Genomic DNA, 21,913 nt, shown 5'->3' with positions numbered 1-21,913 from the left:
CCGCCCTGAACGCGCTGCCCGTCCCTGACCGCCGTCCCGGCGGTCAGGTGGCCCGCACCGGGGCCGTCCAGCGAACGGGCATGTGGGTGATGCCGTTGATGAAGTTCGAGGTCAGTCGGGTCACCGGTGCCTCCAGTTCCATGGGCGGGAGCCGGGTGAGCACCTCGGTGAAGAAGATCCGCATCTGCAGCCGGGCGAAGTGGGCTCCGATGCACAGGTGCGGCCCCTGACCGAAGGCGATGTGGGGGTTGGGGTCGCGGGTGATCGCGAAGCGCAGGGGATCGGGGAACACCCGCTCGTCGAAGTGGGCCGAGGCGTGGTAGACCACCACCTTGTCACCGGCGTGGATGGCCTGTCCGGCCAGCTCGGTGTCGCGGGCGGCGGTGCGGCGGAAGCTCAGGACCGGCGGATGCCAGCGCAGCATCTCCTCGATCGCCGTGGGCAGCAGCTCGAGGCGGTCCCGCAGCCTCCGGTACTCCTCCGGGTGGTCGATGAGGGCCAGGAGCCCTCCGGGCAGGGCGCTGCGCACCGTGTCGTTGCCCGCGATGACCACCAGGAAGAAGAACATCCGCAGCTCGGCGTCGGTGAGCCCGCGCCCGTCGACCTCGGCGTGGACCAGGGCCGTCATCAGGTCGTCGGCCGGATGCGCCCGCTTGGCAGCGGCCAGCTCCCCCGCATAGTCGAACATGTCCCCCAGCATCCGCGGCGAGCGCGGGTTGACCGGGCGGCCCTGGCCGTCGACGACCACCTCGGCGTGCTCGTCGTCCTGGTAGCCGATCACCCGGTTGGTCCACTCCAGCATCAGATGGCGGTCGGCGGCGGGAACCCCGATCAGATCGGCGAGGTTGCTCAACGGGAAGTCGTCGGTGACCTCGACCGGCAGGTCGCAGCGCCCCCGCTCGGCGACCGCGTCGATCAGGTGCCGCGCTCGCTCGGTGACGGCGTCGGTGAACCGCTCCAGGCGGCGCCGGGTGAACACCGAGGTGATCAGGCGGCGCAGCCGGACGTGCTCCGGCGGGTCCATGTTGAGGACCATCCGCCGGATGAACGGCAGGTCGTCGGGGTCGGGGTCGCGGATCTGGGTGGCGCCCAGCTGGGAGGAGAACACCTCGGGTGTGCGCAGCACGTGCTTGACGTCGGCGTGCCGGGTGACCGCCCAGAACCCGGGCCCGGCCGGCCAGCCCTCCACCTCGTGCTCCGCCTGCCAGCACACCGGCGCGGAGTCGCGCAGCGCGCGGAAAGCGGCGTGCGGAAGCCCGCGCGCGAAGACACGGGGGTCGAAGACATCGGGCGGCTCCGCCCGCTCGTGGGTCGTCGCCGCGGCGGTCACACCTCCACCAGGAACCGCTCGATGCTGGTGGCCAGCGCGATCGGCGTCTCGTCCACCGCGTAGTGGCCCGCGTTGGACAGCACGTCGATCTCGAGGTTGGGGTACCACTTCTCGAAGGTGGAGCGCAGCACGTCGGCGCTGATCGCCGGGTCGTGCTCGCCCACGATCGCCTTGATCGGCACCGTGCTCCCGGCGATCTCGGTGTGGAAGTCGGTGCGCGCCCAGGCGTCCAGGTAGGCGGAGAAGGCCGCCTTGTCGGAGTTGGACAGCGAGTACTCGACCATGGTGTCCAGCCATACCCCGGTCAGCCGGTTCCCGGTGGTGAGGTCGATGATCGCGCGCCTGTTCGCCGGCTCCTCGACCGCCCCGCGGAACAGCTGCCAGGACTGCTCGTCGAAGGGGATTCCGTTCGCCGGAACCGGAGAGATCCCCACCAGGCCGCGGACCCGCTCCGGGGCATCAGCGAGGATCCGCTGCATCACGCTGCCGCCCATGGAGTGCCCGATGACCGAGAAGCGGCTCCAGCCGAGGTCGTCGGCGAACTCCAGCGCGTCGCGCGCGGCCTCCGCCAGCGAGTACTCCCCGGCGATCCCTTTGCGCGCACCGTAGCCCCGGTAGTCCAGGCACACATAGGAGAAGGCCGTGGGGTCCAGGTGCGGCAGCAGAGGCCGCCACGCCTCCGCCGATCCGAACCAGCCGTTGAGCGCCAGCACCTTGTGGTCGCCGTGGCCGAAGGTGCGGTAGCCGTCCGTCATCGGTGTCTCCTCGTTCCATCGCGGCTGGTTCGACGAACGGCAGAGTGAAACAGATCACTACGAATGTCAATGGGCGACGCCGGGGTGGCGGAAGCCCGGAACCCGCGGCCGCGCCCGGCATTCCGCGACCGGAGCCGCTCGGTCGGCGGCCTGCTAGTCGCGGCGCCGGTAGATCGTGCCCGGTTCCAGCTCCGTGTCGCCGAACAGCTCGGTGACGGTGACGAAGTGGTAGCCCTGCTCGTGCAGAGTGCGCAGCACGGTGGGGATGGCGTCGATGGTGGGGGCGTGGATGTCGTGGAAGAGCACGATGCTGCCGGGGGTGGTCTCGGTGGTGGCGATCTTGGTGATCTTGCGGGTATCGCGGTTCATCCAGTCGAGGGTGTCGACGTCCCACATGATCACCGGGTAGTCGGTGTGCTTCAGCGAGGTGTCGTCGTAGGCGCCGTAGGGCGGGCGCATGGTGCGCGGCGGAGTTCCCGTGGCTTTCTCGATGGCCTTGGCTGTGCGGGCGAGGTCGGCGGCGACGCCCTTGCCGGACTTGCCGGTGAGGTCGTCGTGCTTCCAGGTGTGGTTGGCGATCTCGTGGCCCTCGCGCGCCGCACGGGCGACGACGTCGGGCGCCTCCTCCACCATGGTGCCCAGCACGTAGAAGGTGGCCTTCGCGGAGTAGTCGGCGAGGTCGTCCAGGAGCCGCCCGGTGTGCTTGCCGGGCCCGTCGTCGAACGTGAGGGCCACGCACGGCACCCGGGCGCAGTCGAGTGTGGGGGTGGGGCCGGCGGCGGAGGGCGCGTTGCCGAGGTCGACCTTCTCCTCCTTCTCCTCGCTGGTCGCGGCGGTCAGGGCGCGCTCACCGAACGCGGAGAGCAGCGGCCGGGTGAAGTCGGCGTCGAGCGCCACCGAACGCTCGCCCGCGCCCTCCTCCCCGGGCTCGCCGGGGAAGCTGACGATCAGGCCGCCGGTGGTGCCGAAGCCGACGTCCTCCAGCGGGGAACCGTCCAGCTTGGCCGCCAGCTTCCAGGCCTCCTCCGCCGCGACCTCGACCGGGTCGGACGGAGCGTCCTCGGCGGCGTTCGACGGTGCGGCGGAGATGGCGGACTGCCCCAGCCCCTCGGGCTGCTCGTCGAGTTCGACGCCCTCCTCCTCGTGCAGCACCCGGGCGACCTCCGCGGCCGTCGCCCGGATCGCGTCCTCGCCGCGGAACAGCGCGGTCCACGGCAGGACCTCGCCGGTGGAGGCGTCGTACCAGCGGGTGGTGGCCGACGCGGACGCCTCCGAGCCGCCGTTGGCGCGCCGCGTGGTGATGCGGGCGCCCAGCACGTCGTCCGACGCCGCCAGGAACTCGGCCTTCTGCTCCAGGCTCGCCTCGCCATCGCCCTCCCGCGCGGTCATGAACGCGGTCTGCTGCTCGGCCATGGTCGTGCGGATCTCGGTGCTGAAGGGGCGGGCGCCGGGGACCACCGGGTGGACGGTGCTGATCCGCAGGCCGTCCACGTCCATCGACCGCTTTTCGAGGCTGACTCCGTCGATCCGCTTCGGCTGCACCGTGAGCAGCCGGGGTGCGCCCTCGGCAGTGCCGAGGGCGCACCCGGAAACCGAGAGCAGGGTCAGGACGACGCCCGCGCAGAGCAGGCGTGGGATACGGGTCGATAGGTGCACGGCCATGGTCCTGCCCAGGGATCGGGTGGCGGAATGGTGGGTGAAAGCGGCACGGGGGGAAGATACGGAATGTCACCGTAGGCCCCCGTACTGTGAAAATACGATGCGCGGCACGCGAGTGCAACGAAGCGGTGTCGACGCGCGTCGTCCCGCCATTCGTGGTCGGGGGACCCCTGTTCGCCCGGTAAGGTCGATCCGGCGAAATGTTGTCATTTGTGACAGCAGGCGATTAAAGCGAAGTTTGTTACGCGGCGTTCCAGTGCGACCGGGGTACAGCCACCGCCGATGCCGCGATCCGATCGCATTTCGCTCCGCACCAGGGGAACAGACCAGGGGAACCATGAGGAACATGCCGACCACGCGGCGCTATCCACCGTGGCTGCTGATCACGGCGGGATCGGCCATCATCATCACCACCTACCTCTTCCTGGTGGTGTGGCAGCCGGAGAGCCTCGTGGGTGGTGCCGGCGTCGGCCCGGCGGCACTCATCGCCCTCGCCGGATACCTGATCGGCTCGGGGCTCATCATCGCCGGGGCCATGGCGCGCATGCCCACGTCCACCGTGACGCTGCTGCCGATCGCCATCGCGATCAACATCGTGGCCGGCCAGATCAACAACATGGTCGGGCTGCCGCTCTACCTCGACTCCATCGGCACCGTCCTGGTGGGGCTCCTGGCGGGACCGGCGGCCGGTGCCGCCACCGGCGCGCTGAGCAACGTCATCTGGGGCATCAGCATCAGCCCGGCCTCGCTCCCGTACTCCACCACCCAGGTCGTCATCGGTCTGCTGGCCGGCGTGTTCGCCCGCTGGGGATGGACCCGCCGGGTGCCCACGGCCGTCGCGGCCGGTGTCGCCACGGGGGTCGTGGCCGCGTTCGTCTCCGGGCCCATCTCCGCCTTCATCTTCGGCGGGGCCAACGCCTCGGCCGGACGCTCGGCCATCGTCGCGGTCTTCCAGACCCTGGGGCTCGACACCCTCGGGGCGTCCATCGCCCAGGGCCTCACGGTCGACCCGCTGGACAAGTCGATCGCGTTCCTCGTCGCCGTGATCATCCTGCGCGCGCTGCCCAGCCGGTTCTCCCAGCGCTTCCCGTTCGCCCGCGAGCACTCGGTGTTCGCGCCGCGCAGCGCCTCCGTGCTGGCCAGGGCCCGCGATGTCGACGTGCTCGCCGGAGCGGACCGCGCCTCGGTCTCGGCGTCGATCGCCGCCACCGCCCCGGCCGCCACGTCAGCCGCCGCGAACGGCCAGGACGGCGACGGCAGCGGCGCGGCGCCGAGCGCCTCGGGCACCGACACCACCCAGGACGAGGAAGGAGGCCGGTTGTGAGCCAGACGCTCAACTTCTACCAGGACGGCGCGACCTGGATCCACCGGCTCAACCCGGTCACCAAGCTGGCGTTCGTCGCCGCCGTCACCATCGCCGCGTTCGGCGTGGAGAACCTGTGGTGGCCCGCCGTCCTCTTCCTCCTGCTGGAAATCCCCGCCGCCATCGCGGCCGGGGTGACCACGCGCTTCATCAAGCTCGTCCTGGGCTTCTTCGCACCGTTCCTGGTCATCCTCTTCCTGCTGCAGGGCCTGACCTACCCCGACCCCGGTACCGTGCTCGTCGAGCTGGGCCCGCTCGCCGTCAAGACCGAGGGCCTCGTCTTCGCCGGGACCACCGCGCTGCGACTGCTCGTCATGGTGAGCGCGTTCATCGTCCTGCTGCTCACCACGCATCCCGGCACCCTGATGTCGGCGATGCAGCAGGCCGGACTGCCGCCCAAGATCGCCTACGTGATCTCGGCGACCATGCAGATCATCCCGGCCTTCCAGGCGCGGGCCGGGGCCATCATGCAGGCCCAGCAGGCCCGCGGGCTCGACTTGGGCTCCGGCGGCGCGCTGACGCGCGCCCGCAGGCTCGTCCCCCTCATGGGCCCGCTCCTCCTCGGCGCGCTCACCGACGTGGAGAACCGCTCCATCGCCATGGAGTCGCGCGCCTTCGGGTCGCCGCGGCGCCCCACCGCCTTCACCATCGTCCCCGACAGTGTCGGGCAGCGCCTGGCGCGGTGGGCGATGATCCTGCTCGCGGTCCTCGCGATCGCCCTGCACACGTTGGGGGTCCTCTAAATGATCACCTTCCGCGACTTCACCTACGCCTACCCGACCAGCGAGGCCCCGGTCCTGCGGGACATCTCGCTGGACGTGCGCCCCGGCCGCTTCCACGGCCTCATCGGCGCCAGCGGGTCCGGCAAGTCCACCCTCGCCATGGCCGCGGCCGGGTTCATCCCGCACGCCCAGGGCGGCGAGCACACCGGCAGCGTCACCGTCGGCGATCTCGTGGTGGCCGACACCCCCCTGCCCGAGCTGGTCACCCGCGTCGGCCTGGTCCAGCAGGACCCCTTCAACCAGATCTCCGGCGCGCGGTTCAGCGTCCGCGAGGAGATCGCCTTCGGCTGCGAGAACCTCGGTATCGAGCGCGACGCGATGCGTGAGCGGGTCGAGGAGGTCATGGAGCGGCTGCGCATCGGCCACCTCGCCGACCGTTCGCCCTACGAGCTCTCCGGCGGCCAACAGCAGGTCGTCGCGGTCGCGTCGATGCTGGTGATGCGCCCCGACGTGCTCATCCTCGACGAGCCCACCTCCCAGCTCGACCCGGGCGGCTCCCGCATGGTCGTCGAGGCGCTGGCCGCGATCCGCGCCACCGGCATGACCGTGCTGCTGGTCGAGCACAAGCTGGAGCTGCTCGCCGAGCACGCCGACGAGCTGCACGTGGTGGCCGACGGCCGGATCGTCGCCGAGGGCGCGCCCGCCGACATCCTCACGGACCCGCGCATGGACGCGTGGGGCATCGGCCGCACCCGCTTCACCGTCGCCGCCACCGAGGCGCGGCGCGACGGGATGTGGTCGCAGGAGCGGGCGCTGCCCGTGACGCTGGACGGCGCCGCCGACGGGTTCCGCGCGGCGATCAAGGGGGAGCAGGAATGACCGCCATCAGCATCTCCGACCTCGTCTACACCTACCCCAGTGGCGTCACCGCGCTCAACGGGGTGAACCTGGAGATCGCGAGCGGCGAGCGCGTCGCGATCATCGGGCAGAACGGGGCGGGCAAGACCACGCTGTCCCGGCACCTCAACGGCATCTACACGCCCTCCAGCGGCACGATCCGCATCGGCGGCGAGGACACCGCCGGGCGCGGCATCGCCCAGCTCTCGGCGCACGTCGGCTATGTCTTCCAGAACCCGGCCGACCAGCTGTTCGCCAAGACCGTCCGTGCCGACGTCGAGTTCGGGCCGCGCAACCTCGGCAAGGGCGAGGAGGAGGTGCACCGGCTCGCGGACGCCGCCATGGCGGCCACCGGCATCGCCGAGCACGCCGAGCACCACCCCTACCACCTGTCTCCGGCCGAGCGGAAGCGCGTCGCCCTGGCGTCCGTACTGGCCATGGACACCCCGGTGATCGTGCTTGACGAGCCGACGACCGGCCAGGACCACGTCGCCGTCACCCAGATCGCGCGGATCATCGATGAGCTGCACGAGCGCGGCACGACCGTGCTCGCGGTCAGCCACGACATGGACTTCGTCGCGGAGAACTTCGACCGGGTCGTGGTCATGGCGCAGGGCCGGGTGATCGCCGACGGGACCGCCGACGTGGTGTTCACCCAGGCGGAGAAGCTCGCCGAGGCTCGGGTGGAGCCGCCGCAGATGCTGCGTCTGGGCGCCGAGCTCGGCTGGGATGCCCCGGTGACGACGGTCGACGGGTTCCTCGGCGAACTGCGCGAGCAGGTCCCCGGCGCCTGACGCCCCTGCACGCGCCGCGCGCTCCGATGCGACCGCGGCTGCCCCGGCTCGGATGAGCCGGGGCAGCCGCGTGTTGGCCGCGCCCCGGCGGAAAAGAACTTGCGCGACCGGCGCACCTCACCTAGCCTTCTCTTCGTGCGTTACTGACATCGAGACCACGCCCGCGATCGCGGCGGCTCGCCCGAATCCCAGAGTTCTCGGGCTGGAGCCAGTGCCCGGCGGGTGATCCGAAGATCCTTCGGTGTGGCCTCGGTGTCTTTTTTGCGTGTCGCGCTCCCGCGTGTCCCGACCGGGCCGCACCCTGCGCGTCCCCGCACCGAGGCCCACCTCCGTCGCGAACAGGAGGTGGTCGTACTTGCAGACCACGCAGACCCACCGGTCGACCCCCGCCGATGTCGGCCCCGCGCCGCTGCTGCGCGCCCGCGACCTTGCCAAGGCCTACGGCGCCGCGCCGGTGTTCGACGGCGTCTCCCTGGACGTCGCCCCCGGGCAGCGCCTCGGCCTCGTTGGTGAGAACGGCGTCGGCAAGTCCACGCTGCTGCGGCTGCTGGCCGGAATCGAGGACCCTGACGGCGGCGAGGTCACCCGCCCCTCCGACACCGGCTTCCTGCACCAGGAGCTGCCCTACCCCGGCCACATGTCACTGGCCGCGGTCGTGGAGGAGGCGCTGGCGCCCAGCCGTGCCGTGGAGGAGCGCCTGACCCGGCTGGCCGACACCATGAACGACCGTCCCGGCGACACGGACGTGTTCACCGCCTACGCCGAAGCACTGGAACAGGCCGAGGCCCACGAGGTCTGGGACGCCGACCGGCGGGCCGAGCTGGTCCTGGCCGGGCTGGGGCTGGACACGATCGAACCCGGGCGGCGGATCGACGCGATGTCCGGCGGGCAGCGCACCAGGCTCGGCCTGGCCGCCCTGCTCATCCGGCGGCCGCGTGCCCTGCTGCTGGACGAGCCGACCAACCACCTCGATGACGCGGCCGTGGAGTTCTTGGAGGCTCATCTGCGCGGGCTGCCCGGCGTCGTGGTGGTGACCAGCCACGACCGGATGTTCCTGGACGAGGTGTGTACCGGCATCCTCGACCTCGACCCCTCGCGCAGCGGCCCCACCTACTACGGCGACGCCTACACCAACTACCTGCGCGAGAAGCGCGTGGAGCGGGAGCGCTGGGACCAGCAGCACCGCGCGGAGCAGGAGGAACTGCGGTACCTGCGCCGATCCGTGCACACCACCGCGCGCCAGGTCGGGTACTCCCGCCCGATGAAGGACAAGAACAAGATGTGCTACGACGCGACGGGTAATTCCGTTCAGAAGCAGATCTCCCGGCGCGTCCGCAACGCCCAGCGGCGACTGGACGAGCTGGAGCGCGACCAGGTCGCCAAGCCGCCGGAGCCGCTCCGGTTCGACTCGGCTCTCACCGGCGACACCGTCGCCGACGGCAACGCGCTCATCGCCCGGGACATCGAGGTGCCGGGGCGGCTCGCCCTGGACCACCTGGACCTGCCCGCCGACGCGCGGCTCTTGGTGACCGGACCCAACGGCGCGGGCAAGTCGACCCTGCTCTACGTGCTCGCGCGCCGCATCGACCCGGGAGGGGGAACCGTCCAGTGGCGCCGCGGCGCGACGGTGGCCCTGCTCGAACAGGACGTGCGCTTCCAGCGGCCCGACCTGACGCCGCGCCGCTACTACGCGGCGATGACCGCCGACCGCGGCGGTGCCCCGGCCCTCACCGAGCTCGGCCTGGTCGCGCCGCGCGACATCGACCGCCCCGTCGGAGAGCTGAGCGTGGGACAGCGCCGCCGCCTGGCCCTGGCCCTTCTGGTCGGCAACGCCCCGCAGGTCCTGCTGCTGGATGAGCCCACCAACCACATCTCCCTCACTCTCGCCGAGGAGTTGGAGGAGGCGCTGGGCACCACGCCCGGCGCGGTCGTGGTGGCGACGCACGACCGCTGGCTGCGCCGCGGCTGGGACGGCCCGGAGCTGCGGCTCGACGGCGGGCGGGTGCGCGATCGGATCGCGGCGATGTGAACCGGGACGGCGCGACGCGGGACGCGTCGGCGCCGCGCAGAGCCACCATCACGCACGAAGAACCAACGACAAGGAGCTCCATGACCGCACCGAACCCGGCCAACCCCTTCCCGCTCGCCGAAGGTGAGCGCCGGTGCGTCTTCATCCGGCCGACCGTCACCTCCGAACTGCTGGACGTGGGGGAGTACACCTACTACGACGCCTCCGAAGACCCCGGAACTTTCGAGGAGGACCGGATGCTCTACGCGTTCGGCGCGGCACGGCTGGTCATCGGCCGGTTCTGCGCGATCGCCGCGGGCAGCCGCTTCCTGCTCGACGCCGACCACATGAGCAGCGGGCCCTCCGCCTTCCCGTTCAGCATCTTCCCGGGCGCGTGGCAGGACGCCAGCCTGGAGACGTTCCTGGCGAACCACCCGTCCAAGGGCGACACCGTGGTGGGCAACGACGTGTGGATCGGACGCGACGCGATGATCACGCCCGGCGTGACCATCGGCGACGGCGCGATCATCGCCGCCGGAGCCGTGGTGAGCCGCGACGTCCCGCCCTACACCGTCGCCGGCGGCAGCCCGGCCCGCGTGGTCAAGCGGCGCTACAGCGAACAGGACGCCGCACGGCTGGTGGAGGCGGCCTGGTGGAACTGGCCGATCGACGCCGTCACCGGCCACGCGGCCACGCTGATGGGCGGCACGGTGGACGAGATCGTCGCCATCGCGGAGAAGGTCCGTGCGGAAATGGACGAAAGCCGGGCATCCGCCTCCGCATGATGGTCGGTGGTCCTGCGCGTGCACCCGCGCTGCTCGTGGCGGGGTGAGCGGGATCGCTGCGGGTGTGAATCCTCAATGTCGTGATTCTCTGGGATACTCCAGAAGGCTTTGGGCCGCGTCGGAACCGAACTGACGCGGCCCAGTTCGTTCACAACCATCGACACGCGGTCGGTCGACTGAGGTAGCAACCGGAGGACAACGACGACCTATGGTCCCGGACAGGGTGGACCACCCCATGGCGGCTGGCAGCCGCCCCCGCCGCCACCTGGCGGGCCGGGGATGCCGCCGCCCCCGCCCGGCTACGGACCCGGCGGTCACCCCATGGGCGAGCCCCCGGCGAGTACCGGCTCCGCGGTGGGCGCCCTGATCGCCAACGTGGTCGGGATTCTCCTGTGCTGGCCGTTCGGGCTGATCGGGACCGTGGTCTCGATCATCGGTCTGGCGACCGCGAACAGCAACCCGCGCGCCTCGCGCGGCTGCACGCTGGCAGGGTGGATCCTGTTCGGCGTCGGCGTGCTGGCCCTAATCGCTGTGATCCTCTATTACGTATTCGTCGTTGGTGTGCTCGCCGCGTCCACTTCCTATGAATGATCGACCGGCTCCGGAGCGTCGGCTTACGAAGAGGCCAGGCCGATCTCGTGGACCGTCGGTCCTTTCGTTGGTTCGAAGCTGCCCGACGTGGTGGTGCCGTCCGCCGCTACACGCAATGTGTAACGGATATTGGCCAGAAATACCCTCTCCGCGTCCCTGAGCGCGCTCGCGTCGATCCGCATGCTCATCACCATCGATCGCTCGGCCAGGTTGGCACCGGTGTCAGGATCGGAGATCGCGGGATCGGCGTCCTCCAGGCTGTAGAGAACATCGGTGATCCGGTCTACGAACCGGTCGGACTCCTCGGCCGTCGCTGTACCGCGGTCGGTGCGAGGGGAGAACCGGAGCTCCATCCCCAAGGGGTAGAACATAGCGACTCCGTCCTGCGGATCTCGGACGTCCCGCGGTAGAGCGAGGCACGGGGCAACCTCAGCGAATCGGCACGAGACGCGGAGGTCGTGGTCACCTGGTTGTGCCTCGGCCGAACGGCCGAGGCACAACCAGCGCCGACGCCTCTAATCTGGCGCTATGCAAGGCACAGTGATGGGGGCGCTGCGGCGCGTGGTGCGCGGGGAGCAGTCGCGCGCGCTGGACGTCGTGCTGGTCGTCGGCGCGCTGGGGCTCTTGGGAGCGGCGTGGGTCGTCGGCCTCGGGATTGCCCTGGGGCAGCCCAGCGATCAGGCCGACTGGCTCGGGCCGCCGCCCTCGTACCGGGACTATCTGCCCATCGTCTCGGGCGGGGTGATGAGCCTCATCGCGGTGAGCGCCGTCCCGCACGTCGTCAGTCCCCGCCGCACGGGACTGAGCGCACTGGCCGCCGCCGGGGTGATGCTCGCGACGTCCGTGGCCCTGATGCCGGGGCCCAAGGGACTGTTCGGCTACGCCCTTGCGGCCAGCGAGGGGATAGCGCTGTTCCTGGTGGTGACGCTGGTGGCGCTGCGCTGCCGCCCCCGGACCATCGCCGGAATCAGCGCTCTGGCGATGCTGTGCCTGGCCTCCGACACCCTGCGCAGTGGACAGTTCGTGGCGGCACTGCGGGGCGGGGAGATCGTCGACTTCGATCCCACTTCCATAGCGACCCTCGTGCTGCTCATGCTCGCCCCCGGCCTCTACCTGCGCTGGCGGGCGGCCCAGCGCGCCAGCCACGTCGCCCGGGCCCGGCGGGAGGAGCGCCTCTCCCTCGCCCGCGACCTGCACGACGTCGTGGCCCACCAGATCACCGGCATCGTCGTGCAGGCACAGGCGCTCCAACACGTCGGGGCGCGCAATCCGGAGCTGGCTGTCACAGCCCTTCCCGAGATCGAAGCCGCTGGGACGCGGGCGCTGACGGCGATGCGCCGCCTCGTCGGCGCGTTGCGGGAGGGCGACGAGGTGCCGCTAGAGGCCTCCGACCTCGCGGCCGCACTGCGCGCGCTCGAATCGGACGGCGACGACAACGGGCCGCCGGTGGAGGTGCGGCTGTCCGGGGACCTGGCGGAGGTGGCGCCCGACGTGGGCACGGCCATCGCCAGGATGGCCCAGGAGGGCGTCACCAACGCCCGCCGCTATGCCCGCGACGCCACGTGCATCCGGGTCCGGGCCGAGGTCGACAAGGGCCGCGTCTGGCTGGAGGTGCGCGACGACGGCCGGGGCGGCGGCTCGTCGTTCGGCGACGGCGGCGGATACGGTCTGATCGGCATGGCCGAGCGGGCCAAGCTGCTCGGCGGTACCTGCACGGCCGGGCCGATCGCCAACGGCCAGGGGTGGAGCGTGCGCGCCGAGCTGCCCGCGGGCACCGCCGACCTCCAGGACGCCGACGCGGTGGATGGGGCGCAAGGGGAGAGATGACGATCAGAGTGCTGCTCGCCGACGACCAGAGCATGGTCCGGACGGGCTTCCGGTACATGCTCGATGCCGAAGACGACATCGAGGTGGTGGGCGAGGCCGGGGACGGTATCGAGGCGCTGCGCCTGGCCCGGGAGCTCCGCCCCGACGTGTGCCTCATGGACATCCGGATGCCCGGCCTCGACGGCCTGGAGGTCACCCGGCGGCTGGCCGGTCCCGGGGTCGCCGACCCCTTGAAGGTCGTCGTGGTCACCACGTTCGACCTCGATGAGTACGTGCACGCGGCGCTGGAGGGCGGGGCGGTCGGCTTCCTCCTCAAGGACGCGGGGCCGCCGCTGCTGATCGAGGCCGTGCGCGCGGCGTCCCGCGGCGACGCGCTCGTCTCCCCGCGGATCACCGTCCGACTGCTGCGCCACTTCGCCCGACCGGGCGGCGCGGGGGCGCGCCGCGCCGTCGACCCCCGCGACCAGGGGCTGACCGAGCGCGAGGTGGACATCGTGCGCGCGGTCGCCCGGGGGCTGACCAACGTGGAGGTCGCCGATCGGCTCTTCGTCTCGCTGAGCACGGTCAAGACGCACCTCGCGAGCATCCAGGGCAAACTGCGCGCCCGCAACCGCGTGGAGATCGCGGCGTGGGCGTACCGCACCGGTCTGATGGACGCGGACACCGAGGGCGAGGGGCAGCCCGAGCGGCGGTGACGGCGGCGGGCCTTGCGGCCCCTCTGGTCTCCTCCCCGTCCCGACTACTCCGGGGCGGCCGGGCGCACGGCGGCGCCGACGATGGTGCGCAGCTGCTCGACGATTTCGGCGCGGTCGCGTTCGAAGGCCGGGTCGGTGAGCAGGCCGGGGTCGGTGCTGCCGAGACTCAACACCGGCGTGTGCACATGCCCGGCGGGGATGGAGCGGCCCGTGGCGTCGCGAAGCACCGTGTTCCGGTAGGCGATCTCGTTGGAGACGTAGTCGCCGCCCGCACCCTCTCGAGCTGCGGAGGCGGGGGTGGGTCCGTTCGGGCGGCGCACGGGTTCTCCTTCGGAACCCGCATCGGCCGGGATCTCGATGACCTCGGTGTTGTCGTAGACGGGGAAACCGCCGGCGGCCCGCGCGACGATGGCTTGCCGGGGCAGGGACGAGGGGCTCCACTGCGGCTGCGGGTCCATGCGGGGAGCCTCGGCGCCGAGCGGGATCAGGCCGGGCGCGGTGCGGCCCTCGTTGTCGGCGCGTCCGCCGCGCCAGGCACCGTTGTGGGCCTCCAGGTCGAAGCGGCCCTCGCGCCCCTGGCTGACCGTGATGACGGCGTCGGCCGCCGCGGAGCTGCCGGGGTCGGCGGTGTAGTGGGGCAGCAGGACGCGTTCCACCATGCCGTCGGTGAGATCGCGCCAGCGCACCGGGAAGAGGGCAGTGCGCACGACGGCGGTGTGGTCGGCGACCTCGAACGTGGCGTCGTGCAGGCTCAGGGCCGCGACGCCGGAGGGGTTGGACACGCGAATGTCGGTGTCGAACCCGAAGGGGTCGAATCCGGTGACGATGATGCGCAGCTTGCGGTCGCCGGGCGGGAAGACGAGGTCGTCGTGGCCGCGTGAGGCATGTTCGAGGCGCGTGAGGAGCGCGGCGCGGTCCCGATCGTCGACCGGGAACTCCGGACGCCAGGCGTGCAGCCGGGTGCTGAGCGTCAGCCGCGCCCAGTACAGCGGACGGTCGTCGATGATCGTCCCGTCCTTGCGTACGGCCTCCGACCAGAGTCGGCGGCCGTGCGACGTGACCACCTGCTCGGCCTCGTCCAGGCTCCCGGCACTGGCCAGATCGGCGGAGAACAGGGGGGCCGCGGCTGCGAATCCGGAGCGGCGCAGGAGCTGCTGGGGCACCTCCAGCTCGACTCGGCTTTCCTCCACGGTCGGGTCGGTGGCGTTCACGCGGTGTCCAGTCCGGGTTGGCGATGCGAGGGGGATGGGCGGTGGAGCCGGTGCGGAGTTTACCTGTCACGGGTCGCGCCGCCTTCACCCGGCCGCGACCGCCGCGGGTCGGGGCGCGGTATGACGTGGATCGCGTTCGGGGCCCGAACCTTCCCGCTGGTGGGTGGCGATAGGAGTCGTGTTACGGGCCGAGCCGTTCGCGTCGACGGAGGGGATGACGCGGCGGCACTCGGCTCTGAAGGAAAAGGAGATGTACTGTGCCGTTCACGATCTGCCACGCCGCTGTGGCGATTCCGATGTCCCGAGACAGACTGGTGCCGTCGGCGCTGGCGATCGGCGCGATGTCGCCGGACTTCGTGAAGTTCGTGCCGGTGACGCTGCCGGAGATCGGAAGCCTCGGCCACCAGATGTCCGAACTCGTTCTGGGCTCCCTGATGGGAATGGGCGTCTTCGTCGTCTTTCAGGCGCTGCTCAAGCGGCCCCTGGTGGCGCTGGCACCGGGCTGGGCACGCCGCAGGCTCGCCGGGCCGTCCCAGGGCTTCCGCTGGAGCGCGCGGACGCTGGGCTGGGCGGCGCTCTCGGTGTTCCTCGGTGCCATCACGCACATCGTGCTGGACGGCGTCACCCATGGCGACATCCTGCCATTCCTGACGACCGACACCGTGGTGGGCAGTGTCTCCCGGCAGCAGGTGGTGCAGGACGGTCTGAGCATCGTGCTGGGGGTGGCGATCATCGCCTGGTGCGTGAGGTGGATGGTGCGCGCGATTCCCGCTGAGGAGGAGCCGCAGGTGGGCCCGCTCCGCTGGTGGCGGGTCCCAGTGTGGACCGGGATGGCCCTCCTCGTCGGCCTGGCCGCCCTCAACTTCGCCCTGGTGCCCGCCGAGGCGTTCCGTATCAACCGGTGGCAGACCGAAGCCGATCTGGTGTGGACCAAGCTGGCGATGCTCGCCGTGGACACGGTGATGGCGCTGACATTCAGCGTGTTCGTCTACGCGCTGATCCATACCGCCCTCCAGCTGATCGCTACCCTTCGCCAGGGCCGGGGCGGCTCCCGGGCCGACGGTCGTGAGCGGACGACCCTCCCAGGTCCGCACCCGCTGCGGGCGACGACCGGACCACAGCCCCAGACCACGGGTCCCCAGCAGCACCTGGGCATGCGGGAGTGACGTCGGCCGCCGCGTGTCCGGGCAGTGGTGAAGGAGCCGCCGAGGGCACGACGCCGCACACGCTCGAACGGTTAACCGGGCCTGGGGGAGGGAACGTGAACTCCCGCATCCTGACCTGATCCTCTCAACGAAGAGAGACGATGATGACGACCCTCCCCACCACCGCCCAGCTCACCGAACGCGCGCGGACCGCCCTGGAGCGGTGCGGCGCCTCGGGGTTCGAGGCACCGGCTCCGACCGGGCAGAGTGCGCGCACACCCATCACCGGCGAGCCCCTTTTCGACATCGCTTACTCCACCAGCGCCGAGACCGACCAGGCCATCGGCACCGCGCAGGAGACGTTTCGCACCGTCTGGAGGGACACTCCCGCCCCGCAGCGCGGGAACCTCGTGCGCCGCCTGGGCGAGCTCCTCCGGGAGCACAAGGACGATCTCGCCGACCTCGTCACCATCGAGGCCGGAAAGATCCGGTCCGAAGCGGCCGGCGAAGTCCAGGAGATGATCGACATCTGCGACTTCGCCCTCGGCCTCTCCCGCCAGCTCTACGGGCGCACCATGCCCTCCGAACGGCCGGGCCACCGCCTCATGGAGACGTGGCACCCGCTCGGCGTCGTCGGCATCATCACCGCCTTCAACTTCCCCGTCGCGGTGTGGTCGTGGAACACGGCGGTCGCGCTCGTCTGCGGCAACACCATCGTGTGGAAGCCCTCCGAGCTCAGCCCGCTGACCGCGCTCGCCTGCCACGGGCTGCTGATGCGCGCCTGTCAGGACGTCGGCGCCCCCATGGGGGTGCACCAGGTGGTGCTGGGCGAACGCGAGGTCGGCGCGCGGCTCGTCGACGACCCGCGCGTCGCCCTGCTGTCAGCGACCGGATCGGTCCGCATGGGCCAGCAGGTCGGCCCTCGGGTCGCCGCCCGCATGGGACGGTGCCTGCTCGAACTCGGCGGCAACAACGCGGCGGTCATCGCCCCGTCGGCCGATCTGGACCTGGCCGTCCGCGGCACCGTGTTCGCGGCGGCCGGGACGGCGGGGCAGCGCTGCACCACCCTGCGCCGGGTCATCGTGCACGAGGACATCGCGGACCAGCTCACCGATCGGATCGTGGGCGCCTACGGGCAGCTGCGCCCGAGGATCGGCGACCCGTTCGACGACGACACACTGGTGGGCCCGCTCATCGCCGAGCGCGCGCACACGGCGCTGCACGGTGCGCTCGAGCGTGCGGCGGCCGACGGCGGCCGGGTCCTCACCGGTGGGGAGCGGTGCCTGGAGAAGGAAGCCCCCGACGCGTACTACGTCGAACCGGCGGTGGTGCGGATGCCGTCGCAGAGCGAGATCGTGTGCGAGGAGACCTTCGCGCCGATCCTTTACGTGCTGACGTACCGCACCCTCGACGAGGCCATCGAGCTGCACAACGGAGTGACACAGGGGCTGTCGAGCGCCATCTTCACCCAGGACCAGCGGGAGGCCGAGCGCTTCCTCGCCGCGTCGGACTGCGGCATCGTGAACGTCAACATCGGCACGTCCGGTGCCGAGATCGGTGGCGCGTTCGGCGGAGAGAAGGACACGGGCGGCGGGCGCGAATCGGGTTCGGACGCCTGGCGGGCCTACATGCGGCGGGCGACCAACACGGTGAACTACTCCGACGAGCTGCCGCTGGCCCAGGGGGTCAACTTCCTGTAGTCGCCGCCGGTGCCGTCGCCCCACCGAGGAGCGGCGGCACCGGCGACGTGGAGCAGCCGTCGAGGGGCTGAAGCGAGTGGCGGCGGCAGGCGCAGTGCGGAAGGCGGTGCCGCGGGGAGGGGGAACCGCGGCACCACCCCGGCGGGAACGCTACCGCCGCCGACGAGCAGCGGGAACCCCATTGATGCCGTGATTGAGGGGAATTGAAAGGAATATTAACCAATTGCGGGAGAAAACCGGACACACCGGGCTGGCGGTGGCCCGGAGACGTCAGTCCCGGGGGAGATCCGCGTAGCGGACGCGCGGCAGCGAGGTGATCTCCCCCATGGCGCCCCACTCGTCCTTACCGAGCCGGGCGATCGGGTGCAGCCGGGAGATCTCGGGGTGGCCATCGACGAGGACCTCGTCCTCGACCGCCGCATGCACGACGCGCCCGAAGACCACGGTGGAGTCCCCGAGCAGCATCGTCGAGTGCAGCCGGCACTCCAGCGCCACGGGGGAGGACGCCACCCGCGGCGGCTTGACCACGCTGCTGGGCTCCCGCGCCACGCCCACCGCGTCGAACTCGCTGACCTCCGGTGGATAGTCGGTGGCGGTCGCGTTGATCTCCCGCTGTAGCCGCTCCGGAGCGAAGTTCACCACGAACTCCCCGGTCTCCTCGATGTTGCGCAGGTGGTCCTTGCGGCCGACCGAGGTGAACTGCACGATGGGCGGCTCCACACAGGAGATGGTGAAGAACGAGTGGGGGGCAAGATTGTCGACCCCGGCCGCCGAGGTCGTGGAGATCCACGCGATAGGGCGCGGCACGACCACCGCCGTGAGCAACCGGTAGAAGGCGCGGCCGGGCAGGTCCTCGGGAGTCAGATCAGTACGCATCAGATCACGATCATGCCACGCGCGTGGCGAGCGAACGCGCGTGGTGTGGGAATACCGACCCCATGGAACGACCCGAGACCCAGCTCATCTCACTGGCCGACATCCGTGCCGCCGCCGACCGCATCAAGGCCGGGGGCGTGGCGCGTGCCGCTCCCACCGAGGGCGGCGGCGTGCGGTCAGGGGCGGGGAACGTGCTGCGCACCCCGCTGCTGTCCCTGCCCGTCCCTCGCCTCGACGGTCCTCTCTGGCTGAAAGCGGAGAACCTGCAACCCGTCGGCGCCTTCAAGATCCGGGGGGCCACCAACGCGCTCGCGCTCCTGGACGCCGACGCTCGTGCGGCGGGGGTGGTGACGCATTCCTCCGGCAACCATGGGCGGGCGCTCGCCTACGCGGCGCGCGCCGCCAAGGTCCGCTGCATCGTGGTCGTCCCCGACGGGGCGCCGAAGGTGAAGACGGACGCGATGCGGGCGCTGGGCGCCGAACTGGTCGTGGTGGATCCCGCCGACCGCCTGGCCACGGCGCGGCGGGTGGCCGACGAGCGCGGCCTGGCCCTGATCCCGCCGTTCGACGACGCCCGGGTCATCGCCGGGCAGGGGACGATCGGGCTGGAGATCCTGGAGGACCTGCCGGCCGTCGACACCGTGCTCGTCCCGGTCGGTGGCGGGGGCTTGGCCTCGGGGGTCGCCACCGCGGTCAAGGAGTTGGACCCCGGCACCCGGGTGATCGGGGTGGAGCCCGAGCTGGCGGCGGACGCGGCAGAGAGCCTCGACGCCGGGGAGCGGGTCGTCTGGCCTCCGGAGCGTACCGAGCGCACCATCGCCGATGGGGTGCGCGTCGGACTGTCGGATCTGACGTTCGCGCACCTGCGGGCCCGCCTGGACGGCATCCTCACCGTCACCGAGCAGGAGATCCGTGCCGCGATGGGCACGATCGCCCGTGAGGCGCACGTCGTGGCCGAGCCCAGCGGGGCCGTCGCTACGGCGGCGGCCCTGTCGGGGCGGGCACCGTCGGGGTGTACGGTCGCCGTCGTCTCGGGCGGCAACGTCGCCCCGGCACTGCTCGCCGAGACGATCCTGCCCGAGCAGGCCGACCACCGATGAGGAGCCGCGCATGGAACCGGAGACGAGCGGACCGGTCATCTCCACCGGGAGCATCGACAGGAACGCCCGGCGCCGCGCTACGGGTATCGACCGGGCGGGCCTGCGCACCCTGGCCGCCGACTACGCTCCCCGCGACGTCCGCCCCCTGGGGGTCTGGGACCTCGATGGATCCCTGCTCAAGGTGTACGCGATCTGTGTGCCCGGACAGCAGGTCGACACCCCGCTGCTGGACCGGGGCCGGGAACTGGCGGCGCTGCGGACACGGGCCGATATGGCCGTGGGCGCGCTCGGTCTCGGGACGGTCATCCTGCACCGGGGTGGCGATGGCGATTACGTCATCGTGCTGAACTGGACTGAGGGCTTCATGAGCCGCACCGGGATCTTCACCGGGCCGCTCGGCCGACCGGAGGAACTGCGTCCCGGGCCGGCGGGTCTCTCACCGTGCCTGTGGGAACTGGCGGTGATCGCCCACGAACGCGACGCCCTCCACAGGGACGTCGTCATGTCGGACGACCTGGACGTCGGCATCGCGGCGTGGCGCGAGAACGTGCTCTCCGGAAAGGTCTGATCCGCGCGGGCGCCGGTGCCCACCCGACACGGGCCGCCCTCCGCGTGAGGACGCCCCGACGAGGAGCGCCGCTCCGGGGAGGGCATCGGCCCGACGAGCGGGACGGGTCGGCCGAAGCGGACCCGCCGCCGTCTCAGGCCGGCTGCTTCTCAGAGGCGGCCTGGTCGGTGGCCGCGACATCGGCGGTGGTTGCGGCGTCGGCCGCAAGCGTCCGGGCACCCGTGGGCGCGCCCGACTCGGCCGGGGCAGCGCCGCCCGTGCGGGACTCGCGGTGCCGCAGCGCCTGGTCGGCGACGATCGCGATACCGATCGCGAAGGCCAGCCCGATGCCGATGAGGGTGATCCAGATGACGGTGGTCAGAAGCGCGGTGTCGATCATGGGGATCATCTCCGCCTTATCTCCGCGCTGGGGGCGCGGGTGGTTCCGTTGACACCTCCAAGAGTAATCACCGTTAACTGTAGTTGTCACTGTTTGCGAGAGTGAACCGTGTCATATCGGCGTGTCCGCCTCGGATCGGCCGCGCTGCGGCCGAAAAGCGCGGCCGACCGCGGTGATGGAGCCTCAGGCCAGGTCCAGGAGGTCGGGGCCCCGTCCGGAGGCCCCGGACCGCCGCCGTCAACCGTGGTGTGACAGCCTGATCCTTACTTTTCATATCGGCCTCTTCGATCACGCGCGGGGGAGTGGACAGTGGGGATTCTCGACGGAGTCGACGTTCCGGTCGTGGCGGCACCCATGGCGGGTGGGACGAGTACGCCGGAGCTCGTCGCGGCGGTGAACGGAGCGGGCGGGCTCGGATTTCTCGCTGCTGGATACAAGAGCGCCGAGGCGATGGCCGAGCAGATCCAGCAGACGCGGGCCCTGACCTCGCGCGACTTCGGGATCAACGTCTTCGTCCCTGACCGGGACAGTGCTGTTCCCGAGGCGCGGGTGGCCGCCTACCGGGAGCGGATCGCCCCCGAAGCCGAGCGGTTGGGCGTGGAGCCCGGTCGGGCCGAGTGGCGGGATGACGACTACTCGGCGAAGTTGGACGCCCTCCTCGCCACGCCGGTCCCGGTGGTCGGCTTCACCTTCGGCTGTCCCGAAGCGCGCGACATCGCGCTGCTGCGCGGGGCGGGCAGCGCCGTCCTCGTCACCGTCACCACCGTGGCCGAGGCCCGCGCCGCCGTGGAGGCCGGGGCCGACGTGCTGTGCGTACAGGGTGCCGAGGCGGGCGGCCACCAGGGGTCGTTCGTCGACGACGGGGAACGCACCGTGCCGACACTCGATCTCCTCGCCCAGGTGCGCGCGGCGGTGGACGTCCCCCTCGTGGCGGCAGGCGGCATCACAGGGGCCGACGGCGTCCGCGCCGCCCTGGCCGGCGGCGCCGTCGCCGCCCAGCTCGGCACCGCCTTTCTGCGCTCCCACGAAAGCGGGGCGCACCCCACACACAAGAAGGCCCTGGCCGACGACCGCTTCACGGAAACCGCCGTCACCCGCGCGTTCAGCGGTCGGCGTGCCCGCGGCCTGGTCAACCGCTTCCTGCGCACCCACGACACCGCCGCCCCCGGCGCCTACCCGCAGGTGCACTACCTGACCGGCCCGCTGCGCGCCGCCGCGGCCAGGGCCGGCGACGCCGACACCCTCCACCTGTGGGCGGGAACGGGCTTCCGGTCGGCCGCCGATGTCCCCGCCGCCGCGATCGTGGACGGTATCGCCGACGGGCTGTAACGGCGCCGGGAGCTCACCGCGCACCTCGCCGTCGTCCGACCCAGGGGTGATGTCGCCGGAATGGGAACCTCCGCTCCGCCCGCAACGCCATAGCTGAGTTGGTGATCACACGGTTATCCCGCAACGATGTCCTTGGCAACGGGACATATCCGGGTGCGGGGGACACCGGTCGAGACGAG

21 protein-coding genes are annotated in these 21,913 nt (G+C 71.4%); 14 read left to right on the top strand and 7 right to left on the bottom strand.

Annotated features, from left to right (window positions below; translation table 11 throughout):
* Positions 1 to 43: 43 nt before the first annotated feature.
* The 3 genes from CDO52_RS17390 to CDO52_RS17380 form a co-directional block, all read right to left on the bottom strand.
* Entirely contained in the window at positions 44 to 1,330 is a 1,287-nt protein-coding gene (locus tag CDO52_RS17390) for a cytochrome P450 (protein ID WP_017617996.1), read from the bottom strand.
* Entirely contained in the window at positions 1,327 to 2,085 is a 759-nt protein-coding gene (locus tag CDO52_RS17385) for an alpha/beta fold hydrolase (RefSeq protein WP_017617995.1), read from the bottom strand. The genes CDO52_RS17390 and CDO52_RS17385 overlap by 4 nt, the downstream gene beginning before the upstream one ends.
* Before the next feature lie 153 nt (positions 2,086 to 2,238).
* A complete protein-coding gene (locus CDO52_RS17380) occupies positions 2,239 to 3,741 on the bottom strand; it encodes a polysaccharide deacetylase family protein (RefSeq protein WP_232524239.1) in 1,503 nt (500 codons plus the stop codon).
* A gap of 349 nt (positions 3,742 to 4,090) precedes the next feature.
* Here CDO52_RS17380 and CDO52_RS17375 point away from each other — a divergent pair, with 349 nt between their 5' ends.
* From CDO52_RS17375 to CDO52_RS17345, 7 genes are all read left to right on the top strand, one after another.
* The gene (locus CDO52_RS17375; RefSeq protein ID WP_017617993.1) at positions 4,091 to 5,068 is read left to right on the top strand and encodes a hypothetical protein; all 978 of its coding nucleotides are present in this window, start codon (positions 4,091 to 4,093) and stop codon (positions 5,066 to 5,068) included.
* Positions 5,065 to 5,850 carry an energy-coupling factor transporter transmembrane component T family protein gene (locus CDO52_RS17370; RefSeq protein WP_017617992.1) on the top strand — a complete coding sequence of 262 codons (786 nt, stop codon included), beginning with the start codon at positions 5,065 to 5,067 and terminating at the stop codon, positions 5,848 to 5,850. The genes CDO52_RS17375 and CDO52_RS17370 overlap by 4 nt, the downstream gene beginning before the upstream one ends.
* The gene (locus CDO52_RS17365; RefSeq protein ID WP_017617991.1) at positions 5,851 to 6,708 is read left to right on the top strand and encodes an energy-coupling factor ABC transporter ATP-binding protein; all 858 of its coding nucleotides are present in this window, start codon (positions 5,851 to 5,853) and stop codon (positions 6,706 to 6,708) included.
* Positions 6,705 to 7,520, top strand: a complete 816-nt coding sequence (locus CDO52_RS17360; RefSeq protein ID WP_017617990.1) for an energy-coupling factor ABC transporter ATP-binding protein — start codon at positions 6,705 to 6,707, stop codon at positions 7,518 to 7,520. Before CDO52_RS17365 ends, CDO52_RS17360 begins: the two co-directional genes overlap by 4 nt.
* A gap of 355 nt (positions 7,521 to 7,875) precedes the next feature.
* A complete protein-coding gene (locus tag CDO52_RS17355) occupies positions 7,876 to 9,549 on the top strand; it encodes an ABC-F family ATP-binding cassette domain-containing protein (protein ID WP_094932533.1) in 1,674 nt (557 codons plus the stop codon).
* A gap of 80 nt (positions 9,550 to 9,629) precedes the next feature.
* On the top strand, positions 9,630 to 10,313 hold the full coding sequence (locus tag CDO52_RS29135; protein WP_017617988.1) for a CatB-related O-acetyltransferase: 684 nt from the start codon (positions 9,630 to 9,632) through the stop codon (positions 10,311 to 10,313).
* Between the two features lie 354 nt (positions 10,314 to 10,667).
* Positions 10,668 to 10,904 carry a hypothetical protein gene (locus CDO52_RS17345; RefSeq protein ID WP_232524234.1) on the top strand — a complete coding sequence of 79 codons (237 nt, stop codon included), beginning with the start codon at positions 10,668 to 10,670 and terminating at the stop codon, positions 10,902 to 10,904.
* Between the two features lie 23 nt (positions 10,905 to 10,927).
* Here CDO52_RS17345 and CDO52_RS17340 read toward each other — a convergent pair whose 3' ends face one another.
* Positions 10,928 to 11,275, bottom strand: a complete 348-nt coding sequence (locus CDO52_RS17340) for a hypothetical protein (RefSeq protein WP_017617986.1) — start codon at positions 11,273 to 11,275, stop codon at positions 10,928 to 10,930.
* Positions 11,276 to 11,432: 157 nt separating this feature from the next.
* On the opposite strand from CDO52_RS17340, the gene CDO52_RS17335 reads away from it, so the two are divergent.
* Complete coding sequence (locus CDO52_RS17335; RefSeq protein WP_232524232.1) at positions 11,433 to 12,731, top strand: sensor histidine kinase; 1,299 nt, start codon at positions 11,433 to 11,435, stop codon at positions 12,729 to 12,731.
* Positions 12,728 to 13,426, top strand: a complete 699-nt coding sequence (locus CDO52_RS17330; RefSeq protein ID WP_017617984.1) for a response regulator — start codon at positions 12,728 to 12,730, stop codon at positions 13,424 to 13,426. Before CDO52_RS17335 ends, CDO52_RS17330 begins: the two co-directional genes overlap by 4 nt.
* 44 nt (positions 13,427 to 13,470) lie before the next feature.
* Here CDO52_RS17330 and CDO52_RS17325 read toward each other — a convergent pair whose 3' ends face one another.
* Positions 13,471 to 14,637: a C15 family peptidase gene (locus CDO52_RS17325; protein WP_094932532.1), complete on the bottom strand. Its 1,167-nt coding sequence runs from the start codon at positions 14,635 to 14,637 to the stop codon at positions 13,471 to 13,473.
* Between the two features lie 257 nt (positions 14,638 to 14,894).
* On the opposite strand from CDO52_RS17325, the gene CDO52_RS17320 reads away from it, so the two are divergent.
* Positions 14,895 to 15,803: a DUF4184 family protein gene (locus CDO52_RS17320; protein ID WP_017617982.1), complete on the top strand. Its 909-nt coding sequence runs from the start codon at positions 14,895 to 14,897 to the stop codon at positions 15,801 to 15,803.
* 140 nt (positions 15,804 to 15,943) lie between these two features.
* Complete coding sequence (gene amaB / locus CDO52_RS17315) at positions 15,944 to 17,482, top strand: L-piperidine-6-carboxylate dehydrogenase (protein WP_017617981.1); 1,539 nt, start codon at positions 15,944 to 15,946, stop codon at positions 17,480 to 17,482.
* A 270-nt stretch (positions 17,483 to 17,752) separates the two neighbouring features.
* Here the strand turns inward: amaB and CDO52_RS17310 are convergent, their stop codons facing one another.
* On the bottom strand, positions 17,753 to 18,358 hold the full coding sequence (locus CDO52_RS17310; RefSeq protein WP_017617980.1) for a flavin reductase family protein: 606 nt from the start codon (positions 18,356 to 18,358) through the stop codon (positions 17,753 to 17,755).
* A gap of 62 nt (positions 18,359 to 18,420) precedes the next feature.
* Here CDO52_RS17310 and CDO52_RS17305 point away from each other — a divergent pair, with 62 nt between their 5' ends.
* On the top strand, positions 18,421 to 19,458 hold the full coding sequence (locus CDO52_RS17305; protein WP_094932531.1) for a threonine ammonia-lyase: 1,038 nt from the start codon (positions 18,421 to 18,423) through the stop codon (positions 19,456 to 19,458).
* A 10-nt stretch (positions 19,459 to 19,468) separates the two neighbouring features.
* Positions 19,469 to 20,026 carry a hypothetical protein gene (locus CDO52_RS17300; protein WP_017617977.1) on the top strand — a complete coding sequence of 186 codons (558 nt, stop codon included), beginning with the start codon at positions 19,469 to 19,471 and terminating at the stop codon, positions 20,024 to 20,026.
* A 133-nt stretch (positions 20,027 to 20,159) separates the two neighbouring features.
* On the opposite strand, the gene CDO52_RS17295 is transcribed toward CDO52_RS17300, so the two are convergent.
* Positions 20,160 to 20,414, bottom strand: a complete 255-nt coding sequence (locus CDO52_RS17295) for a hypothetical protein (protein WP_017617976.1) — start codon at positions 20,412 to 20,414, stop codon at positions 20,160 to 20,162.
* Between the two features lie 300 nt (positions 20,415 to 20,714).
* On the opposite strand from CDO52_RS17295, the gene CDO52_RS17290 reads away from it, so the two are divergent.
* The gene (locus CDO52_RS17290) at positions 20,715 to 21,734 is read left to right on the top strand and encodes an NAD(P)H-dependent flavin oxidoreductase (RefSeq protein ID WP_198345748.1); all 1,020 of its coding nucleotides are present in this window, start codon (positions 20,715 to 20,717) and stop codon (positions 21,732 to 21,734) included.
* Positions 21,735 to 21,913: the final 179 nt, after the last annotated feature.

The organism is Nocardiopsis gilva YIM 90087 (genome assembly GCF_002263495.1).
Taxonomy (GTDB): domain Bacteria; phylum Actinomycetota; class Actinomycetes; order Streptosporangiales; family Streptosporangiaceae; genus Nocardiopsis_C; species Nocardiopsis_C gilva.
This window is presented reverse-complemented; position numbering and strand designations above follow the sequence as displayed.